The following is a 22158-nucleotide window of genomic DNA, read 5'->3' as shown; positions in this document are numbered from 1 at the left end:
TGCTGGCAAAGGTGTGACCTACTACGCCACACCCAAGAAAACCAGGTTCAGACCAGCCATAAATGTCCAATTTGCCCCACCGTGGCGCAGCGTCCGCCACTACCCCGCTTCGTATGTGAGCCGGCTCTCATGGCCGGGCTCACACGCCGCGCCCATTTTTCCCCACCCACCGCGATCGTCTTCGCACGGTATGTGAGCGGGCTTTCCCGCCCCGCGTAGCGGTCCCTCCGCACCCGGCCCAGGATGGAGAGAAGAAGGAGGTGGGCCCATGTCATCCCCCCTCGACCCCCGTACCGACAGCTCCCAGGCAGCGGCCGAAGGGCTGACTCTCTTCGCGGCCGTGATGATGCTGATCGTGGGATTCCTGGACTTCTTCCGGGGCCTCATGGGCATCGTCCATGACAGCGTCTTCGTCTCCACGCCCCACTACGTCTTCAAATTCAATACGACGAGCTGGGGCTGGATTCATCTGCTCCTGGGACTTCTCGCCATCATGGTGGGCGTCGGCCTGTTCAAGGTCTCGCTCTGGGCCAGGATCCTCGGCATCGCCGTGGCGGCACTGCTCATCATCGCCAATTTCCTGTCCATCCCCTACTACCCGCTGTGGTCGATCGTGGTGATCGCCATTTGCGCCTTTGTCATCTGGGGCCTGTGCGTCGTCCGGCGCGAGAACTCTCCGCCCGGTTGACGCCGCGGGCGCTTCCGCCCGCGCTCGCCGAGGTCAGCGGGCGCGGGCGTACCGCCGGCGTTTTCCTCAGCCGAGCGGCTTCTCCAGCACCGCTTTCCGGTGGCTGAACGTCTCGATCGAGTAGCGGCCGTGGTAGTTGCCCATACCGCTCGCGCCCACGCCGCCGAACGGCAGGTCCGAGACCGTGAGGTGCGCGACGGGCAGGCCGAAGCCGAGGCCGCCGGAGGAGGTCTCGGACGCCAGACGGCGCCGGGTCTCGTCGGACTCGGTGAAGGCGTACAGCGCCAGCGGCTTGTCGCGGTCGTTGATGAAGGCGATGGCCTCGTCCAGGCCGGAGACCGTGACGACGGGGAGGACAGGACCGAAGATCTCCTCGCTCATGACCGGGGAGCCGGGGTCGACGTCGGCCAGGACCGTCGGCGCCAGGTACTTCGTGGCGCGGTCGGCGTCGCCGCCGGTCACCACGCGACCCGAGTCGAGCAGAGCGGTCAGACGGTCGAAGTGGCGCTCGTTGACTATGCGCCCGTACCGCTCGGACGTGGCCGGGTCGGTGCCGTACAGCGCCTCGACGGCCCTGGTGAGGGCGGGTTCGAGCGCGCGAGCCGTGTCCGGGTCGGTGAGGACGTAGTCGGGCGCGACGCAGGTCTGGCCCGCGTTGAGGAACTTGCCGGACGCGAGGCGCGCCGCGACCGCCTCCAGGTCGGTGTCGCGGTCGATGAACACGGGCGACTTGCCGCCGAGCTCGAGGGTGACCGGGGTGAGGTGCCGGGCCGCGGCGGTCATGACGATGCGGCCGACGGCGCCGTTGCCGGTGTAGAAGATGTGGTCGAAGCGTTCGGCCAGCAGCGCCGTGGTCTCGGGGATCCCGCCCTCGACGACGGCGACCGCGTCCGGGTCGACGTGGCGCGGCAGCAGCCGGGCGAGGACGGCGGAGGTGGCCGGGGCCAGCTCGCTGGGCTTGGCGACGACGGCGTTGCCCGCGGCCAGCGCGCCCACCATCGGGGTCAGCAGCAGCTGGGCCGGGTAGTTCCAGGGGGCGATGACCAGGACGACGCCCAGCGGGTCGTACTGCGTCCACGCCGTCGCGCCCGCGAGGTGCGGCGGGACCGGCGCCGGCTCGGGGCGCAGCCAGGCGGCGAGGTGGTCGAGGGTGTGGTCGATCTCGCGGATGGTGAAGTCGATCTCGGTGCGGAACGCCTCGTAGGAGCTCTTGCCCAGGTCCGCGTGGAGCGCTTCGACGAAGTCCGCGGGGTGGTCGGTGAGCATGGCTCGAAGGCCGCGGAGCTGGGCGACGCGCCAGCTCATGGGCTTGGTGCGGCCGGTGCGGAAGGTGGCGCGGAGCCGGGCGACGGCGTCGGCGGGCGGCTCGGGGGCGGCGGGCTGGTGCATGGTGCCTCGATCTCGGATGCGGGGGCGGTCCGGCCGTTGCTTGATGTCCTCAAGCAACCACTTAGATGTAAAAGCCAACATTTAAAATTGTCAAGTAAACCAGGGTCGCTGCGTTCCTAAAATCATCCTTTTGTCGGCTCTCTTGCCCTTCACCCCTACGTGCGTAGCTTTGACACAAGCTGCTCCTCGCAAGGAGACCGTCGTGGCCGACCCCGACAGCTCCCGCTCCCGGATCTACGACTGCGCCGACGTACCGGCGCTCGACTTCGATCCCTTCCTCCGCGAGTCCCTCTCGCGGGCACCGGTCTCGCGCATCCGGGTGCCGCACGGGGACGGCGACTGCTGGCTGGTGACCCGGTACGACGACGTCCGGTTCGTCACCTCGGACCCCCGCTTCAGCCGCGACATCCTGGGCCGCTCCGCCCCAAAGATGACCCGGCACACCATCCCCCTGGACCGCGCCGTCAGCTACGCGGACCCCCCGGAGCACGCGCGCGTACGGGCCGTCGTCGCCCCGGCGTTCAGCCAGCGCGCCGTCGACCGGCTGCGGGGCCCGGCGCGGACGCTGCTCGACCGGCTGATCCACGACCTGGAGGGCGCGGGCCCGCCCGCCGACCTCGTCCACCACGTCGTCTCGCCGTTCCCGCTGGAGATCATCGGCGAGGTGATCGGAGTGCCCGCCGCGGACCGGCCGCTCTGGCGCGAGTGGACGCAGGTGATCTTCACCCGGGTCCACGACGAGGCCGCCGCGGCACGGGTCGAGCGGGTCAAGGAGTCCGCGCGCGACTACTTCCGCGCGCTCGCGGCCCTGCGCCGGGTCGCGCCCCGCGACGACCTGATGAGCGCGATGGCGGCCGCCGTCACCGCCGGCCGCATCGACGAGGACGAACTCCTCGCCCTCGCCACCCTCCTCCAGCTCAACGGCTGGCACGCGGTCCGCAACAACGCCGCCAACATGGTGTACGCCCTGCTCACCCACGAGGAGCTGGCCGACCGGCTGCGCGAGCGGCCGTCGCTCGTCCCCCAGGCAGTCGAGGAACTCCTGCGATGGGTGCCCCACAAGCACGCGATCGGGCAGCCACGCGTCGCCACCGAGGACGTGGAGGTCGGCGGAGTCCTCATCCGGGCGGGCGAGTTCGTCTACGTCTCCTACGTCGCCGCCAACCGCGACGAGCGGGTGTACGACGACCCGGACCGGATCGACTTCGAGCGCCGGGGACCGCAGCACGTGGCCTTCGGGCACGGCCCGCACTACTGCGTGGCGCCGCTGCTGGCCCGGATGGAAGCGGAGCTCCTGCTGTCGAACCTGGTCACCCGCTTCCCCCGGCTGCGGCTGGCGGTTCCGGCGGAGGAGGTGCGCTGGCAGACCGACGTCGTCATCCGGGGGCCGGTGGGTCTCCCGGTCACCTGGTAGCGGGGCGGAACGCTTCGGCCGCGCGCGACGTACGGTCCTTCGCCGCCCACGGCGTCGCCCCGGCGGCGCGCCCGGCCTCGCGGGCCGGGCGGCCGGCGGGAGCCGGGTCAACCGTGGCCGGCCGGCTCGGTCAGGCTGGTGACGAACTTGCGCAGGGTGCCCCGGACGACCGGGGTCACGCCGTGGACGAGCTGCGCCCCGTAGACCACGGCGGTACCGACGGGCGCGTCGACCGTCCAGCGGGCCCGTGGCGTGCCGGCGAGCCAGTCGGCCTCCTGCAGGCCGTGCCCCGGCCCCGGGCGGCGGGTGAAGTGCATCCCCATGGCGAAGTCGGTCTCCTGCGGCTCGGCCTCGCCGCCGCACCACACGCTCCCGGAGCTGGTGGTGTCGATGAAGAAGTCACCGCCCAGCTCCGCCGCGCGGACGACCACGGCGAGCCGGGCGACCCGGCGCGGTCCGTCGAAGGCGTGCCGGTCCAGGCCGTGGAGATGGGGCGGGACGCTGTCGCCCACGGCCCCCTGGTACATCCCCCACGGGGTGCAGCCCGCCAGGGACGGCGCGACCCGGCGGACGGCCGGCAGCGCGCGCCGGGCCGCCTCGGCCAGGACGTCCTGGACCTCGGGCACCGGGAACAGCTCCTCGTAGCGCGCCGCCCGCGCGACCGTCCACGGCACCTCGTCGAGGTGGGCGTCCACGAGCTTGTTGAGCCGGGCGATCTCCTCGGCGGTCAGGAACTCCTCCACCGAGTGGGTGATCAGTGTTTCGCTGACATGGATCACGAGCGCGTCTCCCCTTCCTTTCTCTTCGCTCTCTGCGCCGGATCTCACCGCGCACGAAGGGACGTCACGAAGACACGTGACGCCCCCAGGCAACCCCGGCGGTCGTCCGGGTCGCCAGGAGGCGCGGACGGCGCACCCCAGCACCCGGCGGGCGCACGGCGCGCGCTCCCGGCCGCGGGTGTCGCCACCGGTTTCACACCGGTGAAACATCACTGACACACGGGACGGAATGGACCCCCTGCTCAGGAGGTTGTCCATTGACGCGACACACGGTCGCCCCTTCCGGAAGGACGCTCCATGAAGATCGGCATCATCGGCGCCGGCAACATCGGCGGCAATCTGACGCGGCGTCTCACCGCTCTCGGCCACGAGGTCTCCGTGGCCAACTCGCGCGGCCCGCACACCCTCACGGAACTCGCCGAGGAGACGGGCGCCACGCCCGTCACCGTGACCGAGGCCGCGCGCGGCGCGGAGGTCGTGGTGGTCACCGTCCCGCTGAAGGCCGTCCCGGACCTGCCGGCCGGCCTCTTCGACGGGGCCGCGGAAGGCTTCGCGGTCATCGACACCAACAACTACTACCCCAAGGAGCGCGACGGCCTCATCGCCGCCGTCGAGGACGGCCTCACCGAGAGCCGCTGGGTCGAGCGGCAGCTGGGCCACCCGGTGATCAAAGCGTTCAACGGCACGTACGCCCAGGACATCCTCGACGCGCCGCGCCCCGAGGGCGACCCGGAGCGGCTCGCGCTCCCGGTGGCCGGGGACGACGAGGCGGCCAAGCGCACGGTCCGCGCGCTCATCGGCGAGCTGGGCTTCGACACGGTCGACGCGGGCGGGATCGACGACTCCTGGCGCCAGCAGCCCGACACCCCCGTCTACGGGCTGCGCGCGGGCGTCGAGGCCGTCACCAAGGCACTCGCCGAGGCATCGCCGGAGCGGCCGGCGGCGTTCCGGGCGTAACCCGGGGCCGGGCCCCTCGGGCCGCCCGGCCGTGTTGACCACCTCGAACGGCAATTCCCCCGTCAAGCGGCCCCGGTCGGTAGAACCGGGGACGCCATGACCGGCGTCGTGGGGCTATAAGAGCCACCGTCCAGTCCATGGGGGAGCACGGGGTGAGCACGGAGATCTACTTCGCGAACAACTACCGGGATCTGTGCGAGCAGCACGGCACGGCGTCGGGTTTCCAGTTCGAGTTCTACTGCTGGCGCTGCCACGACACCTGGCGCTCCCCCTTCGAGCCCTACCGGGGCGGGCGGCTCGCCGGGTGGCTCAACCGGGGCATCGGGACGGCGCCGGGGCTGCTCGGCAGAGCGTGGTGGGGCGTCACCAGCGCCGCCGAGGGGCTGGCCGGCTCGGGCTGGGGGAACGCGCGCGACGCGGCGTTCCAGCGGGCGATCGGCGCGGCCCAGGGCCACTTCAACCGCTGCGCGCGCTGCGCCACGTATGTGTGCGGCCGCTGCTGGCACCCGGAGCAGGGCCTCTGCTTCACCTGCGCCCCGGACAGCGCGGGCGAGATGATGGCGGCCCGGCAGCGGGGCGTCAACGACATGGTGACGCAGCAGGCGTACGACGAGGGGCAGCGGCAGGGCAAGGCGCAGGACGGGCAGACGGCGCGCCAGCTCGTCTGCCCCCGGTGCCGCGCCGAGTGCCACGGGGGCCGGTTCTGTCCCGGCTGCGGCTACGAACTCGCGCGGCAGGCGTCGTGCTCGTCCTGCCGGGCCACGCTGCCGGACGGCGTGACGTTCTGCCCCACGTGCGGCCAACGCCAGTAGGGACCGCCCGTCCCTCCTGTCACACAATGCTCATGAAGTGCTGGTCAACCCGGTATCGCTCGACGTCATCTCAGTGATCACAAACGATCGCACCGACGTCAGCACGAACCATCTCTTCGAGGAGTGACCGGCCCTTGAGCAAACACCGGCACACGTCACGTCCGCGCAGTCGCAGCCGCAGCCGAGGGAAGGAAGGAGCGGCGGCCGGGCGGCGGTTCGTCGACTATCCGCGCCGGGGCAGACGCGGCGTGCGGCGGTGGTTGCCGTCGTGGCGGCTGACTTCGGCCGTGTTCGTCCTCGGCGCGGGCGGGACGGCCGGGCTGTTCGCCTCTGTGTACGCGAGCGTCGACATCCCCGACGAGAACGCGGCGGCCCGTCAGGAGGCCAATATCTACTATTGGTCCGACGGTACGCAGATGGTGAGCACCGGTGCCCTGAACCGGACCATCATCCGGCTGTCGGACGTGCCGGGTTCCGCCCAGAACGCGGTGATCGCCGCCGAGAACGAGAGCTTCTACCGTGACTCCGGCGTGTCCTTCAAGGGCTTGGCGCGGGCCGTGGTCAGTACGGTCCAGGGGCAGGAGACCCAGGGCGGCTCGACCATCACCCAGCAGTATGTGAAGAACACCTACCTCTCGCAGGAGCAGACCGTCTCCCGCAAGGCCAAGGAGTTCGTCATCGCGCTGAAGGTGGACCGGTCGAAGAGCAAACAGGAGATTCTTCAGGGCTATCTCAACACCAGTTGGTTCGGGCGCGGCGCCTATGGGATCGACGCGGCCGCCCAGGCCTATTACGGCATTCCCGCGAAACAGCTGAACCCCAGTCAGAGTGCCTTGCTGGCCGCGCTGCTGAAGGGCGCCGAGCTGTACGACCCCTCCACGGGGCCGAAGAACCACGAGCGGGCGCGGGAGCGCTGGGCGTGGATCCTCGACCGGCAGGTCGCGACCGGCCGGATGTCGCGCGAGGAACGGGAGCGGTACCGGACGTTCCCCGAGCCGCTCAAGAAGTCCACGTCGACCAGCCTGGGCGGGCAGACCGGCTATCTCGTGGACATCGTCAACAAATACATCAAACAGCGCGCCCTCCTCACCGACCAGGACCTCGCCCACGGCGGCTACCGGATCCACACCACGTTCGACAAGGACCGGACGCGTCAGCTGACGAAGGCGGTGGAGAACGTGCTGGAGCGGGACATCGACCCGAAGAAACGCGAAACCGACGCGCACGTCCAGGTCGGCGCCGCCTCGGTACGGCCCTCGGACGGTGCGCTGCTCGCGCTGTACGGGGGCCCGGACGCCACCAAGCGGTTCGTCAACAACGCCGACACCGCCGGCGTTCCGACCGGCTCCGCCTTCAAGCCGTTCGTCCTCGCCGCCGCCCTGCGGCACGGCGCGCGTGCCTCGCGGGACGGCGAGCGGCAGGAGGTGACGTCCACCAGCCGCTACGGGGACGACGGCAAGCTCGTCCAGCCGTCCGGTGACGCCCTCGGGCCCGACGACGCCCACCCCACGCTCCGCCAGGCCCTGGCCACCGGGGGCAACGCCACCTACGCACGGCTCGGCCGGGACGTGGGGCTGGAGCGGGTGCGGGACACCGCCGTCGCCGCCGGACTACTGAGGGGCAGCTTGGCCCCGCTGGACGACACCTTCCCCATCGGCACCTCCACTCCCAGCGCGATCCGCGTGGCGGCCGGCTACGGCACCTTCGTCAACCGCGGGCTGCAGAACGACCCGTACTCGGTGACCAAGCTGGTGAAGGACGGCCGGTCCGTCGGCGGCTTCGAGAGCAGGGCGAAGGCGAGCCGGGCGCTGCCCGAGGGCGTGGCGACCGAGGTCGCGGCCTCCCTGCGCGAGGCCGGGGAGCGGAGCGTCGGGGACGCGCAGGGCGTCGACGAGCGCACCGCCCGGGCCGTCGGCCCGTTCGCGGCGGGCCGGACCGGGGACCAGGACCGGCTCAGATCGGCGTGGTTCGTCGGCTCCACGGAGGAGCTGTCCACGGCGGTGACCATGTTCCGTACGAAGCCGGACGAGCCCCAGTTGCTGCCCATGTCGGATGTGGGCGGTGCGGATTCACGGCGTGGAAGCGTCTTCCCGGCCCGGATCTGGACGGATTACATGGGGGCGTACGTGGCGTCCAGGAATTCCCACGGAAAATCCTGAGCCAGGCGGGGCCGGGCGAACCGGAGGGTGCTGGTGTGCCGTCCGGCGTCGTCCGGTTTCGTCACGTCATGTCATTCCGCATGGATAGACGGATCGCGCCGCGGGGAGAATCGGTGAAGATGCTTACACAAGGGAAGGTTTATCCATTTTTATTTGACTTCACGAAATAGGGGGGAATCGTGGGTTCGAAAGTGACCGTCCTCGGGCTGGGGGCGATGGGCGCGACACTGGCCGGGGCCTTCACGGCGGCCGGCCACCGGACGACCGTCTGGAACCGGACCGCGGGCAGGGCCGGCGCCCTGATGGAGCGCGGCGCGGTCGAGGCGCCGTCGGCCGCCCGGGCCGTGGCGGCGAGTCCCCTGGTCGTGATCTGCGTGACGGCGTACGACGCGGCCCACGACGTCCTCGGCCCGCTGGCCGCCGGCCTCGCGGGCTCCACGCTCGTCAACCTCACCTCCGGCTCGCCGCCGCAGGCGCGGGAAACGGCCGCCTGGGCGGAGCGGCACGGCATCGCCTATCTCGACGGCGCGCTCATGTCGACGCCGTCGGGCATCGGCGATCCGGACTTCCTCCAGCTCTACAGCGGTCCGCGCGCCGCCTTCGACCAGCACCGCGAGACGCTCGCCGCGCTGGGCCACCCGGTGCACCTGGGCACCGACCCCGCCCTGCCGTCCGTCTACGACAGCGCACTGCTGGGCCTGCTGTGGTCCACGCTGACGGGCTGGCTGCACGGCGTGGCGCTCATCGGCGCCGAGGGTCCCGGTGGCGGGGTGACGGCGACGGACTTCACGGACGTGGTCAACCACTGGATGAAGAGCGTCGGCGCCCTGATGAACAGCTATGCCCCGCAGATCGACGCGGGCCGCTATCCGGGGGGTGAATTCCCCCTGACCCTCCACCTTTCGATGATGAACCTCCTCGCCCACGCGAGCGAGCTCCGCGGCGTGGAGCCGGGTCTGCCGGAATTCCTCCAGCGATTGACGAGCCGCGCGATCGCGGCCGGTCACGGCGGCGACAGTTACGCACGGCTGGTCGAGTTCCTCCGCAAGAACGCGAACCACTGAATTGTTAGGCTGCCCGGATGATCGTTCCCACGGCGCGGGAGATACGCGCGCTGCATGAGAAGTACGCGCCGACGCCGGCCGCGCTGGAACTCGTCCACACCCACTGCGAGATCGTCGGCCATATCGCGGAACAGTTGCTCCCGCGTACCGGTCCCCGGCTGGACGCCGATCTCGTGCGCGCCGGGGCGCTGTTGCACGACATCGGTGTCTACCGGCTCTTCGACGCGTCGGGGCGGCTCGATACGCGCGACTACGTCCGGCACGGCGTCCTCGGTCACGAGATCCTGCGGGGTGAGGGGTTCCCGGAGCGGCTGTGCCGGTTCTGTTCGTGCCATACCGGGGTGGGGATCTCCCGGGAGGACGTCCATCGCCAGAAACTCGATCTGCCCGTCGCCGACTATCTGGCCGAGACGGGCGAGGAGCAGTTGGTGATGTACGCGGACAAATTCCATACGAAGAGCACGCCGCCGAAGTTCCTCTCCGCCGATTCCTACGCCGTCCACGTACGGCGGTTCGGCGAGGACAAGGTCGGCGTCTTCAACGATCTCCGCGCCCGGTTCGGCGAACCGGATCTCGCGACGCTCAGCGCGCGCTACGGGCACGCGCGGGCGTGAACGCGCTCCGCGCGCCGTTCGGCACGCGGAGGCGTCACATCTCTCGGGTCCTAGGCCGGTACCCCCTCCAGGACCTCCTCCGGTTCCCCGGCGCGTTCGGCCTCGTCGCGCTCCTCCGCCTGCCCGGCGGCCACGACGGCGGACAGCAGGGCGTCCACCTGGGCGGGCGTGGTGTGCGGGTTGAGCAAGGTGAGCTTGAGCCGTACCCGGCCCGGGCCCCGGCCGGGGAGTTCGGTGCGGCCGACGACCGCCCGGCCCTCCGTCAGCAGGCGGCGGCGCAGCGCCGCGTTGACGCGGTCCGCGTCGGCGGGGAGGCCGGAGGCGGGCCGGTAGCGGAAGACGGCGGTGGTGAGCACCGGCGTGGTGTGGAGCTCCAGCAGCGGGTGGGCCCGGACCGTGGCCGCGGCGTGGTGGGCGAGGTCGTGGCAGGTGTCCACGAGCCGGCCCAGTCCGGTGCGGCCCAGGGCCGCCAGGGTCGCGGCGATCTTGAAGGCGTCGGGGCGGCGTGTGGTGCGCAGGGAGAGGCCCAGGAGGCTGGGGTAGCCCGCTTCCTCGTCGTCGGCCGGGTTGAGGTAGACGGCGCGGCGGGCCAGGGGGGCGTAGGTCTCGGCGCGCCGGACCAGGAAGACCCCGGCGGGGGCGGGCTGCCAGCCCAGCTTGTGCCAGTCGAGGGAGAGGGAGTCGGCGCGTTCGACGCCCGCCAGGAGGGGGGCGAGCCGGTCGGAGAGCAGCGCCCCGCCGCCGTAGGCGGCGTCCACGTGGAGCCAGACGCCGTACCGTTCGGCGATGTCGGCGATCTGCGGCAGGGGGTCGATGCCGCCGGTGTCGGTGGTGCCGGCGGTGGCCACGACCGCCACCGGCGTCTCGCCCCGGCCGACGGCCTCCTTGAGGAGCACGTCCAGGACGGCGGGGTCCATGCGCAGGTCGCGGTCGACGGGCACGGCGGTCACGGCCCGTTCCCCCAGGCCGAGGACGGCGGCGGCGCGCTGGACGGAGAAGTGGGCGGCCTCCGAGGCGAAGATCCGGGGGCTCAGGTCCCTGGGCAGTCCGCCGAGTTCGGTGGCGTGTCCGCCGGCCCGGCCGAGGGCGTGGTCGCGGGAGAGCATCAGGCCCATGAGGTTGGACTCGGTGCCACCGGAGGTGATCACGCCGGCGGCCGTCGCCGGGTCGTAGCCGACGAGGGCGGCGAGGTCGCGCACCAGGGCGGTCTCGAGCTCGGTCGAGGCGGGTGCCTGGTCCCAGGAGTCCTGGGAGGGGTTGAGGGCGCTGACGGCGAGGTCGGCGGCGACCGCGAGGGCGAGCGGCGGGCAGTGGAGATGGGCCGCGCAGGCGGGGTCGGCGGGGTCGGCGCTGCCCCGGGTGAGCAGGGCGGTGAGCCGGCGGAGGACGTCCTCGCCGGACGCGGCGGGTTCGCCGGCGCGGCCTCGGGCCGTGTGGCCCCCGTCGGTGAGGGCCGCCGTGACGAAGGCGGCGACCCCGGCGGGGCCACCGGCGGGCAGCGGCCCGCCGCGAAGCGCCGCGCCGTCGGCGAGGCCGGCCAGCACGGCGTCGAGGAGCGGCCGCAGGGCGTCGGGCCCGGCGACACCACCGGACAGGGCGGCGCCTGCCGGCACTCCGGGCACGCCGAGCGCGGCCGTGCCGCCGGGCGGGGCAAACGACGCGACGCCCTCCGGGACGCCGGGCGCCGCCTCGGACGCGCCAGCCGTCCCGGACGTACCGGACACGGCCGCCCCGCCGGGCAGGGCGGACGACGCGACGTCCCCCGGGACGCCGGGCGCCCCCGTCGTGCCGGGCGCTGCCGTGTCGTCCGCTGCCGCGCGCGTGGTCGGCAGGTTCGTGACGCGTTCCGCGTCGGCGCTGTCCCCGAGAGGGGTGTCCCCGGGCGTGGGGATTTCGCGTGTCACGCCCGGCCCCCCGCGATGTCCGTGCCCGTCGCCGCTTCCTCGATGGCGTCGGCCAGCCGGTCGAGCACCGCTTCGGCCTGCTCGTCCGTGATGGTCAGCGGCGGCAGCAGGCGCAGCACGGCGTCGTGCCGGCCGCCGAGTTCGACGATCAGGCCGCGGCTGAGGCAGGCGGCGCGGACGCGTGCGGCGAGGTGGGGGTCGGCCGGGCGGGCGCCGCAGGTGTCGGGCTCGGCGGCGGGGTCGACGAGTTCGACGCCGAGCATCAGGCCGCGTCCCCGGACGTCGCCGATGACCGGCAGCGCGGCGCGCAGGCTCTCCAGGCGGGCCGTCATCCTCGCGCCGACGAGCGCGGCGCGCTCGGCGAGGCCCTCGGCGGCTATGTGGCGCAGGGTGGCCGCGCCGGCGGCCATGGCGAGGGTGTTGCCGCGGAACGTGCCGGTGTGGGCGCCGGGCCGCCAGCCGTCGTAGTCCTCGCGGTAGACGACCACGGCCAGCGGCAGGCTGCCGCCGATGGCCTTGGAGAGGACCATCGCGTCGGGCAGGATCCCGCTGTGCTCGACGGCCCACATCGCGCCCGTGCGCCCGGCGCCGGTCTGCACCTCGTCGACGACGAGCGGGATGCCGCGCTCGGCGGTGATCCGCCGCATCTCGCGCATCCAGGCGTCGGGGGCCGGGACGACGCCGCCCTCGCCCTGGACGGCCTCCAGGATCATCGCGGCGGGCGGGAGCACCCCGCCCGCCGGGTCGTCGAGGAGGCGCTCGACGTAGGCGGCGGAGAGTTCCGCGCCGCGCTCGCCGCCCACGCCGAAGGGGCAGCGGTAGCCGTACGGGTAGGGCAGGCGGGTCACCTCGCCGCCACTGGGCAGCGGCTCCTTCACGCCGACGTTGCCGGTCACGGCCAGCGCGCCGGCGGTCATCCCGTGGTAGGCGCCGGTGAAGGCGAGCAGGCCCCGCCGTCCGGTCGCGGTCTGCATCAGCTTCAGGGCCGCCTCGACGGCGTCGGTGCCGGCGGGGCCGCAGAAGTGGACGCGGGCGCGGTCGGCGAAGCCCTTGGGCAGGCTCTCGAAGAGGGCGCTGGTGAACTCGTCCTTGTCCGCGGTGGCGAGGTCGAGCATGTGCAGCGGGGCGCCGCTGTCGAGGGTCCGCCGGATCGCCTCCAGGACGACCGGGTGGTTGTGGCCCAGCGCGAGGGTGCCCGCGCCGGAGAGGCAGTCCAGGTAGCGCCGTCCGTCCGCGCCCTCCACCGTCATGCCCTCGGCGCGCACCGGCACGATCGGGAAGGTACGGGCGTAGGTGCGGGCGGAGGACTCGCGGCTGTGCTGCCGCCGCAGGACGGCGTCCTTGGCGTCGAGGGCGTTGCCGGTGGCGAGGGTCATCGGGTAACTCCTGTGGATCCGGGCAGACGTGGGGCCCGACGCTCGCGGAGCGGTCGTGGGAGCCGGGCGGGAGCGGGGAGGGGTCAGCCGAGCGGGCGGTCGACGCGGTCGGCGAGGTGGGCGGGGGCGGCTATACCCTCGGCCAGCGCGGGGTCGGCCTCGAGGGCTCCCCAGGTCTGCCGCAGCGGCAGGACGCCCGCCCAGACGCCCAGTTCGGCGTCGGGGCCGTCGCCGTCGTCGGGCGGGCCGGTGCGGACCTTCACCGAGGCCTCGTCCAGCGACAGCGCGAGCAGGGCGGTCGCGGCGAGTTCCTTGCGGCTGGGCCGGCGGGCGTAGTCCCACTGGCCGGGGGTGACGTGCTCGGTGAGGCAGCGCAGCCCGGCGAGCTTCTCCTCCGGGTCGGTCACGGCCCTCGGCACGCCGTAGATCATGGCGCTGCGGTAGTTGACGCCGTGCTCGAAGACGGAACGGGCCAGGACCAGCCCGTCGACGTGAGTGACCGTCAGACAGACGGTGGCCTCGGGCGAGGCGACGAGGCTGCGGCTGGCGACGGAGCCGTGGAAGTAGACCGTGGTGCCGTCCGCGCCGTAGACGGTGGGGACGACCATGGGTGCGCCGTCCACCATCACCCCCAGGTGGCACAGGAATCCGGCCCGGAGGATGGCGTCGAGTTCGGCCCGGCTCGTGCCGCCCTGCTCGCGCAGGCGGCGGTGGCGGGTGCGTTCGGTCACGGCGAGGGTGTCGGACGGTTCGGTGGCCTGATCTGGATCATGTTCGAACACGATGCGTCAGCCTGCCCGTCCTGCGGGCTTTTGGCAAGAGATCTCTTGCCCCGGAGGCCACGGTCGCGCCGAATCCATCGTGAGCAACGCAAATACCAAAGGATTACTTGCCTTTCGCTGCCACGTGGGCAAAGGTGTTCGAGCGGTCCGTCCTGTGACGAACCTCCGCCTCCGGATCCTGGAACCCCTGGCACGAAAGAGTGGGAATGACGACAGACATGCACTCCCCGGCGGAGCCGCTCGATCTTCTGGGCGTGGGAATCGGCCCGTTCAACCTGTCGCTCGCCGCGATGGCCGACGGCGTGCCCGGTCTGCGGACCGCCTTCCTGGAGCGGACGCAGGAATTCCGCTGGCATCCGGGGCTGATGATCGACGGCACGACGCTCCAAGTCCCGTTCCTGGCCGACCTGGTGAGCCTGGTCGACCCGACGAGCCCCTGGTCCTTCCTCGGCTACCTCAAGGCGATCGGGCGGCTCTTCCCGTTCTACTTCTCCGAGCAATTGCACATCCACCGCGCCGAGTACGACGCGTACTGCCGCTGGGTGAGCGAGGAGCTGACCCAGTGCCGTTTCGGCCACCAGGTCGACGCCGTCACATGGGACGAGCGGCATCAGGTGTTCACCGTCGACTACACCTACGAGAACGGCGACGGGGTCCTGGCCGGCCGGGGCCACACCCGCAACCTGGTGCTCGGCATCGGCACGGAACCCGCTGTTCCGTCGGTGCTGCGGCCGTTGACGGACGACCCGGCCGTCCCGGCCTTCCACTCCGCCGACTACCTCTCCCGCCGCGCGGAGCTGCTCACCAAGCGCCATGTCACCGTGATCGGATCCGGCCAGTCCGGCGCCGAGGTCTTCCTGGACCTGCTGCGCGCCCGGCCCGACGGCGCCGAGGGCCTCCAGTGGATCAGCCGATCCCCCTCCTTCGCCCCCATGGAGTACTCGAAGCTGGGCCTGGAGCAGTTCACCCCGGACTACACCCGCTTCTTCCGCCGACTCCCCCAGGAGACCCGCGACCGGCTGCTGCCGCAGCAGTGGCAGCTGTACAAGGGCATCAGCGGCGAGACCATCGGCGACATCCACGACGAGCTCTACCGGCGCACCCTGACCGGCGGCTGGCCCGACGCCGTCCTGCGCCCCGCCACCGCCGTCCGCGGCGGACGGACCCGTGAGGGGCGGATCGAGCTGGAGCTGGAGCACGTCCAGGAGGGCGGCCGCGAGACGGTGACGACCGACGCGGTCGTCCTCGCCACCGGCTACGCCGAGCGCCCCAGCGACGGCCTGCTGAGCGGTCTCGCCCCCTACCTCGTCCGCGACGCGTCCGGACGCCCGGTGGTCGGCGCCGACTACCGGCTGGCCCTCGACGGGCCGGTCACCGGCTCCGTCTTCGTCCAGAACGCGGAACGGCACACCCACGGCGTCGGCGCACCCGACCTGGGGCTCGCCGCCTGGCGCTCGGCCGTCATCCTCAACACGCTGACGGGCCGTGAGGTCCACCCGCTGCCCTCGCGCACCGCGTTCACCACCTTCGGGATCCCGCGCGCCGGACGGTCCGCCGACGGCGCGGGCGACCCGGCCGGCTCGGCCGCCCACCGCTGATCCCCCGTTCCGCTTCCCGCTTCCCAACCCTCCGGAGCAGCCATGCTGATCAGGAAGACGGGCGAAGACCAGCTGGTCGACGCCTACGGCATCCGTTTCCAGCAGATCTACCCCAACGGCGGTGAGGAGCTCGCTCCCTGGGGCGTGGGCCGCGCCGTGGTCGAACCGGGCGGAGCCACCGATCCGCACCACCACGAGGACCACGAGATGTTCGTGTTCCTCTCCGGCCACGGCGTCCTGACCGTCGACGGCGAGGAGTGCGAGGTCGGCCCCGAGGTCACCGCGCTGCTCCCGGCCGGCAGCCTCCACCACGTGCGCAACACCAGCGACACCGAGCGGCTGGTCTTCCTCTCCGTCTACTGGCCCACGGACCACGGCCCCATCGACCTCTGAGTCCCATCGGCCTCTGAGTCCCGCCGCCGTCCGCACACCCTCTCCGCCGAGACTTCCGACCCGGAGCCCCGCCATGCCCTCCTTCACCCTGGTCACCGCCGCACCGCCCACCCCCAACGGCGACCTCCACCTCGGCCATCTGTCGGGCCCCTACTCGGGCGCCGACATCCGGATCCGCGCCCACCGCCTGCTCGGCGCCGACGGCCTGTTCGTGACCGGCTCCGACCTCCACCAGAGCTATGTGCCCACCAAGGCCCGCCGGGACGGCACCGACCCCCTGGAGATGGCGGAAGGCTTCGCCGACGAGATCGCCCGGATCTTCGACTCCGCCCGCTTCACGCCCGACGCCTACGTCCGGCCCTGGCGCTCGGAGCTCCACCGGAGCATCGTCGGCGAGTTCTTCGCCCGGCTGCACGACCGGGGGGCGCTGCGCGTCCGCACCGAGCAGGCCCTGTTCTGCGGCGACTGCGAGCGCTACCTCTTCGAGGCCCACCTCACCGGCAAGTGCCCGCACTGCGGCAGCGCCAGCGACGGCAACTCCTGCGAGAACTGCGCGCTGCCCAACCGGGTCACCGATGTCGTCGCGCCCGTCTGCAACGCCTGCGGCGGCACGCCCGAGGAGCGGCCCGTCGAGCGGCTGGTCTTCCCCTTGAGCGAGTACGCCGACCGGCTGCGCGCCTTCCACGCGGCCACCGCCATGAGCCCCCAGCTGGAGGCCCTGTGCGCGGACATGATCGAGCGGGGCCTGCCCGACATCCCCGTCGGCCACCCCACCGACTGGGGCCTGCCGATGCCCGTCCCCGGCTTCGAGGACCACCGGATCTACGTCTGGGCCGAGATGATGCCCGGCTACTTCGCCGAGCTGGCCGAGGGCCTGCGTGCGTCGGGCCGGGACGCGGACGAGTGGCGCTCGGTGTGGAACGACCCGCGGACCGAGATCGTCCAGTTCTTCGGCTTCGACAACGGCTACTTCCACGCCCTGCTCCAGCCGGCGCTGCTGATGGCCTACGATCCCGACTTCCAGCTGCCCCGGGCGCTGGTGACCAACGAGTTCTACCAGCTGGGCTCGTCCAAGTTCTCCACCAGCCGCCGCCACGCGGTCTGGGCGAACGACCTGCTGGCCGCCGTGCCCGCCGACACCGCCCGCTTCGTCCTCTCCCACGACCGCCCCGAGAGCGAGCGGACCTCCTTCGGCTGGGAGCGCTTCCACGAGCTGGCCGACGGCGAGCTGGCCGGGCGCTGGCAGTCCTGGCTGACCGACCTGTTCACCCGGATCGAGACGCAGGCCGGGGGCGCGATACCGGCGGGCGACCCCCTGCCCTCCCAGGAGCGGTTCCTGCGGCTGCTGGAGCGCCTCGCCGAGGACTGCCTGAACGCCTACTCTGCCGCGGACTTCTCCCCCCGCCGCGCCACCCGGCTGCTGCGCGAACTGGTCAGCCTCGCCCAGGACTTCGCCGCCTCCCAGAGCCGCACCCGGGACTCGGGCACGGGCTCCGGCCGGGCCGGCGCCGCGCTCGCCGCCGAGGCCGCCGCCGCGCGGACGCTCGCCCAGCTCGCCCACCCGGTCATGCCGGACTTCGCGAGCCGGCTGTGGACCGCCCTCGGCGAGACCGGCGAGCCGCGCTGGGACGGCGTCCGGACGCCCGCCGCCGGCGTGCGCGTCGACACCGCGACCCGCTTCTTCACGCCGCTGCCCGCCGACCTCGAAGCGCGGGTCATGGCGTCGTGACCCGTACGGCCCTGGTGGTCGGGGCGGGGGTCTTCGGCCTGGCCACCGCCCGCGCGCTCGCCCTCCGCGGCTGGTCGGTACGCGTCCTCGACCCCAACGAACCCGGCACGGAGGGCGCTTCGAGCGCGGAGACCCGCATCCTGCGGCTCTCCCACGGCACGGACGACTGGTACACGGGCCTCGCCCACCGGGCGGCCGCGGGGTGGCGGGAGCTGGAACGGGAGACCCGCCGTCGGCTCCTGCTGCCCACCGGCGTCCTCACCCTGGGCCCCCGCGACGGCGACGACTGGGAGCGGGCGAGCGCGGCAGCGCTGCGCCGCCTCGGCGTGCCGGTCGAGACGCTGACCGGCGCTGCCGTGACCCGCCGCTTCCCGGGTTTCGCCGGCGGCGGGACCGGCACGGCCCTGTTCGAGCCGGAGGCCGGCGTGCTCCTGGCGCGGGCGGCGACGCGCGCGCTCGCCGGTTCCGCCCGGGAGCGGGGGGCGGAGCTGCTGCGCGGGGCCGCCGTGCCCGACGGCGGCACGGCCGTCGTGGACGGCGAGCCGCTGCGCGCCGACCTGACGGTCTGGGCGGTCGGACCGGTGCTGCCCGCGCTGTTCCCCGGGCTGACCTCCGTCCGCCCGTACCGCCAGGACTGCTGGTACGTGCGGCCTCGGGGCCCCTGGGCGAGGGGTGAGGCGGGGACCGGGTCCGGGGCTGGGGCCGGGCCCGAGGCTGCGGCCGGGGGCCGGCCGGCCTGGCTGGACCGGGAGCACGGCTGCTACGGGATCCCCGCGGTCGGGGAGCTCGGCGTCAAGGTCGTACCGGACGTGGAGACCGACCCGCGCGCCGCCACGGACCCGTCCCCCGGGGAGATCCCCCGTGCCCTGCGGGACTACCTCCGCGCCCGGCTCCCCCACCTCGCCGACTCCCCCGTCCTGCGCCGCGAGGTCTGCTCGTACGCGCTGACACCGGACGAGCACTTCCTGCTCGCCCGGCATCCGGGCCGCCGGGACGTGTGGCTGGTGGGCGGCGACTCCGGTCACGGTTTCAAACACGGGCCGGCGTGGGGCGAGTACGTGGCCGACGTCGTCGAGGACCGGTGTGCGCCCCCGGCGCGCTTCGCCCTCCGCTGAGCCGTGAATTCACCGGTCCGTGGCCGTCCGCGTCCACGCGACGGCACGGCGTGACCAAGTCGGGAGATTCTTAAGTTACTTAATGACGCCCTCGGGGTTTTCGGGACCAAAGTCCCTAGGCGGCACCGGCGTAAGCGGAATCCAATGATCGACAAGCAACTCGCTCCTCCGCCACCAACCCCAAGAAGGTTCGGAATTCAATGAGTTATGTCTCCAGGCGACGCGTTCTCGCCCTCGCCCCCGCTGTCGGAGTCGCCGCCGCCGTCCCCCTGTCCGTAGCGACCGCGAGCGCGGCCGGCGCCGCTCCCCGCGCGCAGGCGAGCACCAAGGGCAAGGGCGCCGTCCGCTCGCTCCAGGAGATAACGGACGAGTGGGGGAAGTGGCTGGCCCGGGAGAGATTCCCCAAGTCGAACGGCTGCCGCTTCACCGCGTCCACCGAGTACGGCAAGCAGAGCGCCCTCGGCGACTACCACAAGTACCAGGTCTCCGCGAAGTACAGCGGCATCGTCTACGACCCCAACGCCCCCTCCCCCGTGCCGGGTCAGGTCAGCTCCGTCGCCACCAACTACCGCAACGGCACGGACGTCGAGCAGCAGGTCACCTACAAGCAGAGCAAGACCACCGAGCAGGACCTGCGGATCTCGGTCACCGAGTCGCTGAAGATCGGCGTGACCATGGAGGTCTCCGCGGAGATCCCCGCCGTCGCCAAGGTCAGCGAGACCACGTCGATCGAGGCCAGCCTCTCCTCCACGCAGGAGTACACCCACAAGGAGACGCAGAACTGGAGCGTCGACCTCCCGCTGAAGATCCCCGCGAAGTCGGTCGTCGAGGCGTCGCTCGTGGTCGGCACCCAGAAGTACGACATCGACTGGACCGCCACCGTCGACCTCAGCGGAAGCGTGGCCATCTGGTTCAACGAGAAGGTCGACCTCAACCACGACGGCGACAACCACTGGCTGTGGTTCGTCCCCGTCGAGCAGGTCCTCCGTGACTGCCGGGACCACGGCATCGTCGACGTGACCGGCTACGAGATCACGGCGGACGGCGTGAGCGCCTTCGCGAGCGGCAAGTTCAGCGGCGGCCAGGGCGTGTCCCTCAACATCAACGCCGTCCAGAAGCCGCTCGACGGCCGGCAGAAGCGCAGTGTCGAGACGCAGACGATCCCGGTCGCCCTCGACCGGTCCGGCAAGAAGGCGAGCGTCCCGGGACGCTGAGCCGGTAAGGCCGGAATTCTTCCCTCCTCTTCATCTGGCTGATCTTGGTCTGCCTGTGCGGCCGGGGTCCGGGAGAACATGCGGGAGCACGGAGACCCATGGGGTTCCCGTGCTCTTCGTATGCGGACGACAGCCCAGGTGAAGGGGAGAAGCAGGAATGAACACCCGAATACGCTTACTCGCGGCGGTCTGCGGAGCGACCCTGACCGGCTCGCTGCTCGCCGGGCCGGCAACCGCGGCTCCGGCGGAGACGGGAGCGGGCGGCGGTACGAAGGCCGCCGATCTCCGTGCCAAACTGTGCACGGGCGCGTTCGACGCGAAGAACCCCCAGCTCGGCCCCGCCGCCGACACCCTGCCCGGCCCCTCGACCAAGCCCGTCGGACCACTGCTCAAGGGCTACGACCGAACCGGCGGCCTCAAGCCCGACGCGTTCCTGAGCGCCTACTGGACGGGCAAGCCCACCTGGAAGTACCCGCCGGACGACGGCTTCGCCAAGCACGGCGGCAAGCTCGACAAGAACAAGACCCGGCTCAAGGCCGGCCAGAAGCTCGACCGCTTCGGCCACGAGGGCGGCTCCTTCCTCGCCCCCGCCGGCGCCCCGTACTCCCAGCGCGCCCTGCCGCCGGACAGCCTCCAGACCATCGACGACAAGTACCCCTGCAACTACCACGTCTACACCGTCGCCAAGTCCTTCACGGTCTGGCAGGGCGGCATCGCCGCGTGGTTCGAGCAGCCCGGCGGCGGACGGCAGATCCAGCTCGACCCGGCCCTGGTACCCGGCGCCCCCACCCCGAAGCTCAGCGTGAAGTGGCTGGTGGACAACGGCTACCTCAAGCGCGCCGACACGAACGCCGACGCACACGCCGGCACGAGCGCCACGACCGGATGACCGAACCGCTGGACCGGCGGCGGGCGTGCGCGGCGCTGCGCGCGGCGGGGGTGAACGACCGCCTCTACTCCGTCGAGGGCGTTCACGAGCCCACGGCGCCGCTCCCCGACTTCCACTTCCTGCGGCTGCGCGCCGGGATGTGGGAGACCGGTCTCTTCGAACGCGGGGAGTACGCCGTGACGGCGCGCTTCCCCGCGTCGGACGAGCCGGCCGCCTGCCGCGAACTGCTGCGGCTGCTGCTCCCCGGCGGCGAATGAGCCGGGCATCCACGACCCCGCGAAACGAACCGACCGCGCAAGGACACGACCATGACTCACGACAGCACGGACCCCGTCGCCGCGGCGCGACGCTACTACGACACCGGTGACGTCGACGCCTTCTACGCCCGGATCTGGGGCGGCGAGGACATCCACACCGGGATCTACGCCCATGAGCGGGAGCCCGTCGCGGCCGCCTCCCGCCGGACGATCGAGCGGGCGGCCGACAAGATCGCGGCACGCCTCGCCCGGCTCGGCCCGGAGTGCCGGATCCTCGACCTGGGCTCCGGCTACGGCGGGCCCACCCGCTACCTTGCCGAACGCTTCGGCTGCCGCGTCGTCGCCCTCAACATCAGCGAGAACCAGAACGAGCACCACCGCAGGGTCAACGCCGAGCGCGGGCTGGACGGCCTCATCGAGGTCGTCACGGGTTCGTTCCAGGACATCCCCTTCCCGGACGGGCACTTCGACGTGGTGTGGTCCCAGGAGGCGTTCTGCCACAGCGGCGATCGCCGGGGGCTGCTGCGCGAGGCGGTCCGCGTGCTGACGCCCCAGGGCGACCTGGTCTTCACCGACCTGATGGCGGCCGAGGACACCCCTCCGGAGGCCCTGAGCCGGACGATCGCGCGGCTGGAGGTGGACGCCCTGGCCACCCCTTCGTTCTACCGCGGCGGGCTCACGTCGCTCGGGCTGGCGCGCGTCGACTTCGACGACCGGAGCGAGCAGCTGCTCACCCACTACACACGGCTCACCGAGGAGACCCGGCACCGGGCGACGGAGCTCGGCGACGTCATCAGCGGCGGCTATCTGGCGGGTCTCCTGGAGAACCTGCCCCTGTGGGTGGACGCCTGCCGTGACGGCCTGCTCCGCTGGGGCATCTTCCACGCACGCCACGCGCATGCCGCATGACGTGCGGTGACGGCGAGGGGGCCGCGATGTGAGCCCGGCCATGAGACCTGGCTCACCTACGAAGTGGGATAGTGGCGGACGTTGCGCCACAGTGGGGCAAATTGGACATTTATGGC

Annotated in this window: 20 protein-coding genes; 15 read left to right on the top strand and 5 right to left on the bottom strand. The window is 72.2% G+C overall.

Translation table 11 applies throughout. The annotated features are described in order from the left end of the window. Window positions 1-268: 268 nt before the first annotated feature. Window positions 269-688: a DUF7144 family membrane protein gene (locus ACX9I7_RS31210; protein WP_387569967.1), complete on the top strand. Its 420-nt coding sequence runs from the start codon at window positions 269-271 to the stop codon at window positions 686-688. A gap of 66 nt (window positions 689-754) precedes the next feature. Here ACX9I7_RS31210 and ACX9I7_RS31205 read toward each other — a convergent pair whose 3' ends face one another. Beyond that, entirely contained in the window at window positions 755-2077 is a 1323-nt protein-coding gene (locus ACX9I7_RS31205; RefSeq protein ID WP_459389221.1) for an aldehyde dehydrogenase family protein, read from the bottom strand. Between the two features lie 202 nt (window positions 2078-2279). Here ACX9I7_RS31205 and ACX9I7_RS31200 point away from each other — a divergent pair, with 202 nt between their 5' ends. Continuing rightward, on the top strand, window positions 2280-3491 hold the full coding sequence (locus ACX9I7_RS31200; RefSeq protein ID WP_459389220.1) for a cytochrome P450: 1212 nt from the start codon (window positions 2280-2282) through the stop codon (window positions 3489-3491). Window positions 3492-3598: 107 nt separating this feature from the next. Here ACX9I7_RS31200 and ACX9I7_RS31195 read toward each other — a convergent pair whose 3' ends face one another. Beyond that, entirely contained in the window at window positions 3599-4270 is a 672-nt protein-coding gene (locus ACX9I7_RS31195) for a hypothetical protein (RefSeq protein ID WP_358632202.1), read from the bottom strand. Window positions 4271-4567: 297 nt separating this feature from the next. Between ACX9I7_RS31195 and ACX9I7_RS31190 the strand changes: the two genes are divergently transcribed. From ACX9I7_RS31190 to ACX9I7_RS31170, 5 genes are all read left to right on the top strand, one after another. After that, window positions 4568-5227: an NADPH-dependent F420 reductase gene (locus tag ACX9I7_RS31190; RefSeq protein ID WP_387569957.1), complete on the top strand. Its 660-nt coding sequence runs from the start codon at window positions 4568-4570 to the stop codon at window positions 5225-5227. 152 nt (window positions 5228-5379) lie between these two features. Continuing rightward, window positions 5380-6039: a zinc ribbon domain-containing protein gene (locus ACX9I7_RS31185; protein ID WP_459389219.1), complete on the top strand. Its 660-nt coding sequence runs from the start codon at window positions 5380-5382 to the stop codon at window positions 6037-6039. Between the two features lie 287 nt (window positions 6040-6326). Then, window positions 6327-8198: a transglycosylase domain-containing protein gene (locus ACX9I7_RS31180; protein WP_459389218.1), complete on the top strand. Its 1872-nt coding sequence runs from the start codon at window positions 6327-6329 to the stop codon at window positions 8196-8198. Window positions 8199-8377: 179 nt separating this feature from the next. Next, window positions 8378-9262, top strand: coding sequence for an NAD(P)-dependent oxidoreductase (locus ACX9I7_RS31175; RefSeq protein ID WP_387569950.1), 885 nt, complete (start codon window positions 8378-8380; stop codon window positions 9260-9262). 17 nt (window positions 9263-9279) lie between these two features. Next, window positions 9280-9876 carry an HD domain-containing protein gene (locus ACX9I7_RS31170; protein ID WP_387569947.1) on the top strand — a complete coding sequence of 199 codons (597 nt, stop codon included), beginning with the start codon at window positions 9280-9282 and terminating at the stop codon, window positions 9874-9876. 50 nt (window positions 9877-9926) lie between these two features. Here the strand turns inward: ACX9I7_RS31170 and ACX9I7_RS31165 are convergent, their stop codons facing one another. The 3 genes from ACX9I7_RS31165 to ACX9I7_RS31155 all read right to left on the bottom strand — a co-directional run bounded on the left by ACX9I7_RS31165 (window position 9927) and on the right by ACX9I7_RS31155 (window position 13887). Continuing rightward, window positions 9927-11489 carry a pyridoxal phosphate-dependent decarboxylase family protein gene (locus tag ACX9I7_RS31165; RefSeq protein WP_459389222.1) on the bottom strand — a complete coding sequence of 521 codons (1563 nt, stop codon included), beginning with the start codon at window positions 11487-11489 and terminating at the stop codon, window positions 9927-9929. 287 nt (window positions 11490-11776) lie between these two features. Then, complete coding sequence (locus tag ACX9I7_RS31160) at window positions 11777-13156, bottom strand: diaminobutyrate--2-oxoglutarate transaminase (protein WP_387569944.1); 1380 nt, start codon at window positions 13154-13156, stop codon at window positions 11777-11779. A gap of 83 nt (window positions 13157-13239) precedes the next feature. Continuing rightward, window positions 13240-13887, bottom strand: coding sequence for a pyridoxamine 5'-phosphate oxidase family protein (locus ACX9I7_RS31155; protein WP_459389217.1), 648 nt, complete (start codon window positions 13885-13887; stop codon window positions 13240-13242). Between the two features lie 257 nt (window positions 13888-14144). On the opposite strand from ACX9I7_RS31155, the gene ACX9I7_RS31150 reads away from it, so the two are divergent. From ACX9I7_RS31150 to ACX9I7_RS31115, 8 genes are all read left to right on the top strand, one after another. Continuing rightward, the gene (locus tag ACX9I7_RS31150; RefSeq protein ID WP_459389216.1) at window positions 14145-15536 is read left to right on the top strand and encodes a lysine N(6)-hydroxylase/L-ornithine N(5)-oxygenase family protein; all 1392 of its coding nucleotides are present in this window, start codon (window positions 14145-14147) and stop codon (window positions 15534-15536) included. 42 nt (window positions 15537-15578) lie between these two features. Continuing rightward, entirely contained in the window at window positions 15579-15929 is a 351-nt protein-coding gene (locus tag ACX9I7_RS31145) for a cupin domain-containing protein (RefSeq protein WP_189449882.1), read from the top strand. Between the two features lie 73 nt (window positions 15930-16002). Further along, complete coding sequence (locus ACX9I7_RS31140; RefSeq protein ID WP_459389215.1) at window positions 16003-17658, top strand: methionine--tRNA ligase; 1656 nt, start codon at window positions 16003-16005, stop codon at window positions 17656-17658. Next, window positions 17655-18773, top strand: coding sequence for an FAD-dependent oxidoreductase (locus tag ACX9I7_RS31135; protein ID WP_459389214.1), 1119 nt, complete (start codon window positions 17655-17657; stop codon window positions 18771-18773). Before ACX9I7_RS31140 ends, ACX9I7_RS31135 begins: the two co-directional genes overlap by 4 nt. A 200-nt stretch (window positions 18774-18973) precedes the next feature. After that, entirely contained in the window at window positions 18974-19987 is a 1014-nt protein-coding gene (locus ACX9I7_RS31130; protein WP_459389213.1) for an ETX/MTX2 family pore-forming toxin, read from the top strand. A gap of 157 nt (window positions 19988-20144) precedes the next feature. Beyond that, entirely contained in the window at window positions 20145-20876 is a 732-nt protein-coding gene (locus ACX9I7_RS31125; protein WP_459389212.1) for a TNT domain-containing protein, read from the top strand. Then, entirely contained in the window at window positions 20873-21133 is a 261-nt protein-coding gene (locus ACX9I7_RS31120) for a hypothetical protein (RefSeq protein ID WP_358632162.1), read from the top strand. Before ACX9I7_RS31125 ends, ACX9I7_RS31120 begins: the two co-directional genes overlap by 4 nt. A gap of 51 nt (window positions 21134-21184) precedes the next feature. Beyond that, complete coding sequence (locus ACX9I7_RS31115; RefSeq protein WP_387569923.1) at window positions 21185-22042, top strand: SAM-dependent methyltransferase; 858 nt, start codon at window positions 21185-21187, stop codon at window positions 22040-22042. Window positions 22043-22158 lie beyond the last annotated feature (116 nt).

The sequence above is a fragment of the Streptomyces sp. L500 genome, assembly GCF_054551825.1.
Note: the sequence above shows the minus strand (reverse complement) of the source record. Positions and strands in the feature narration are given on the sequence as shown.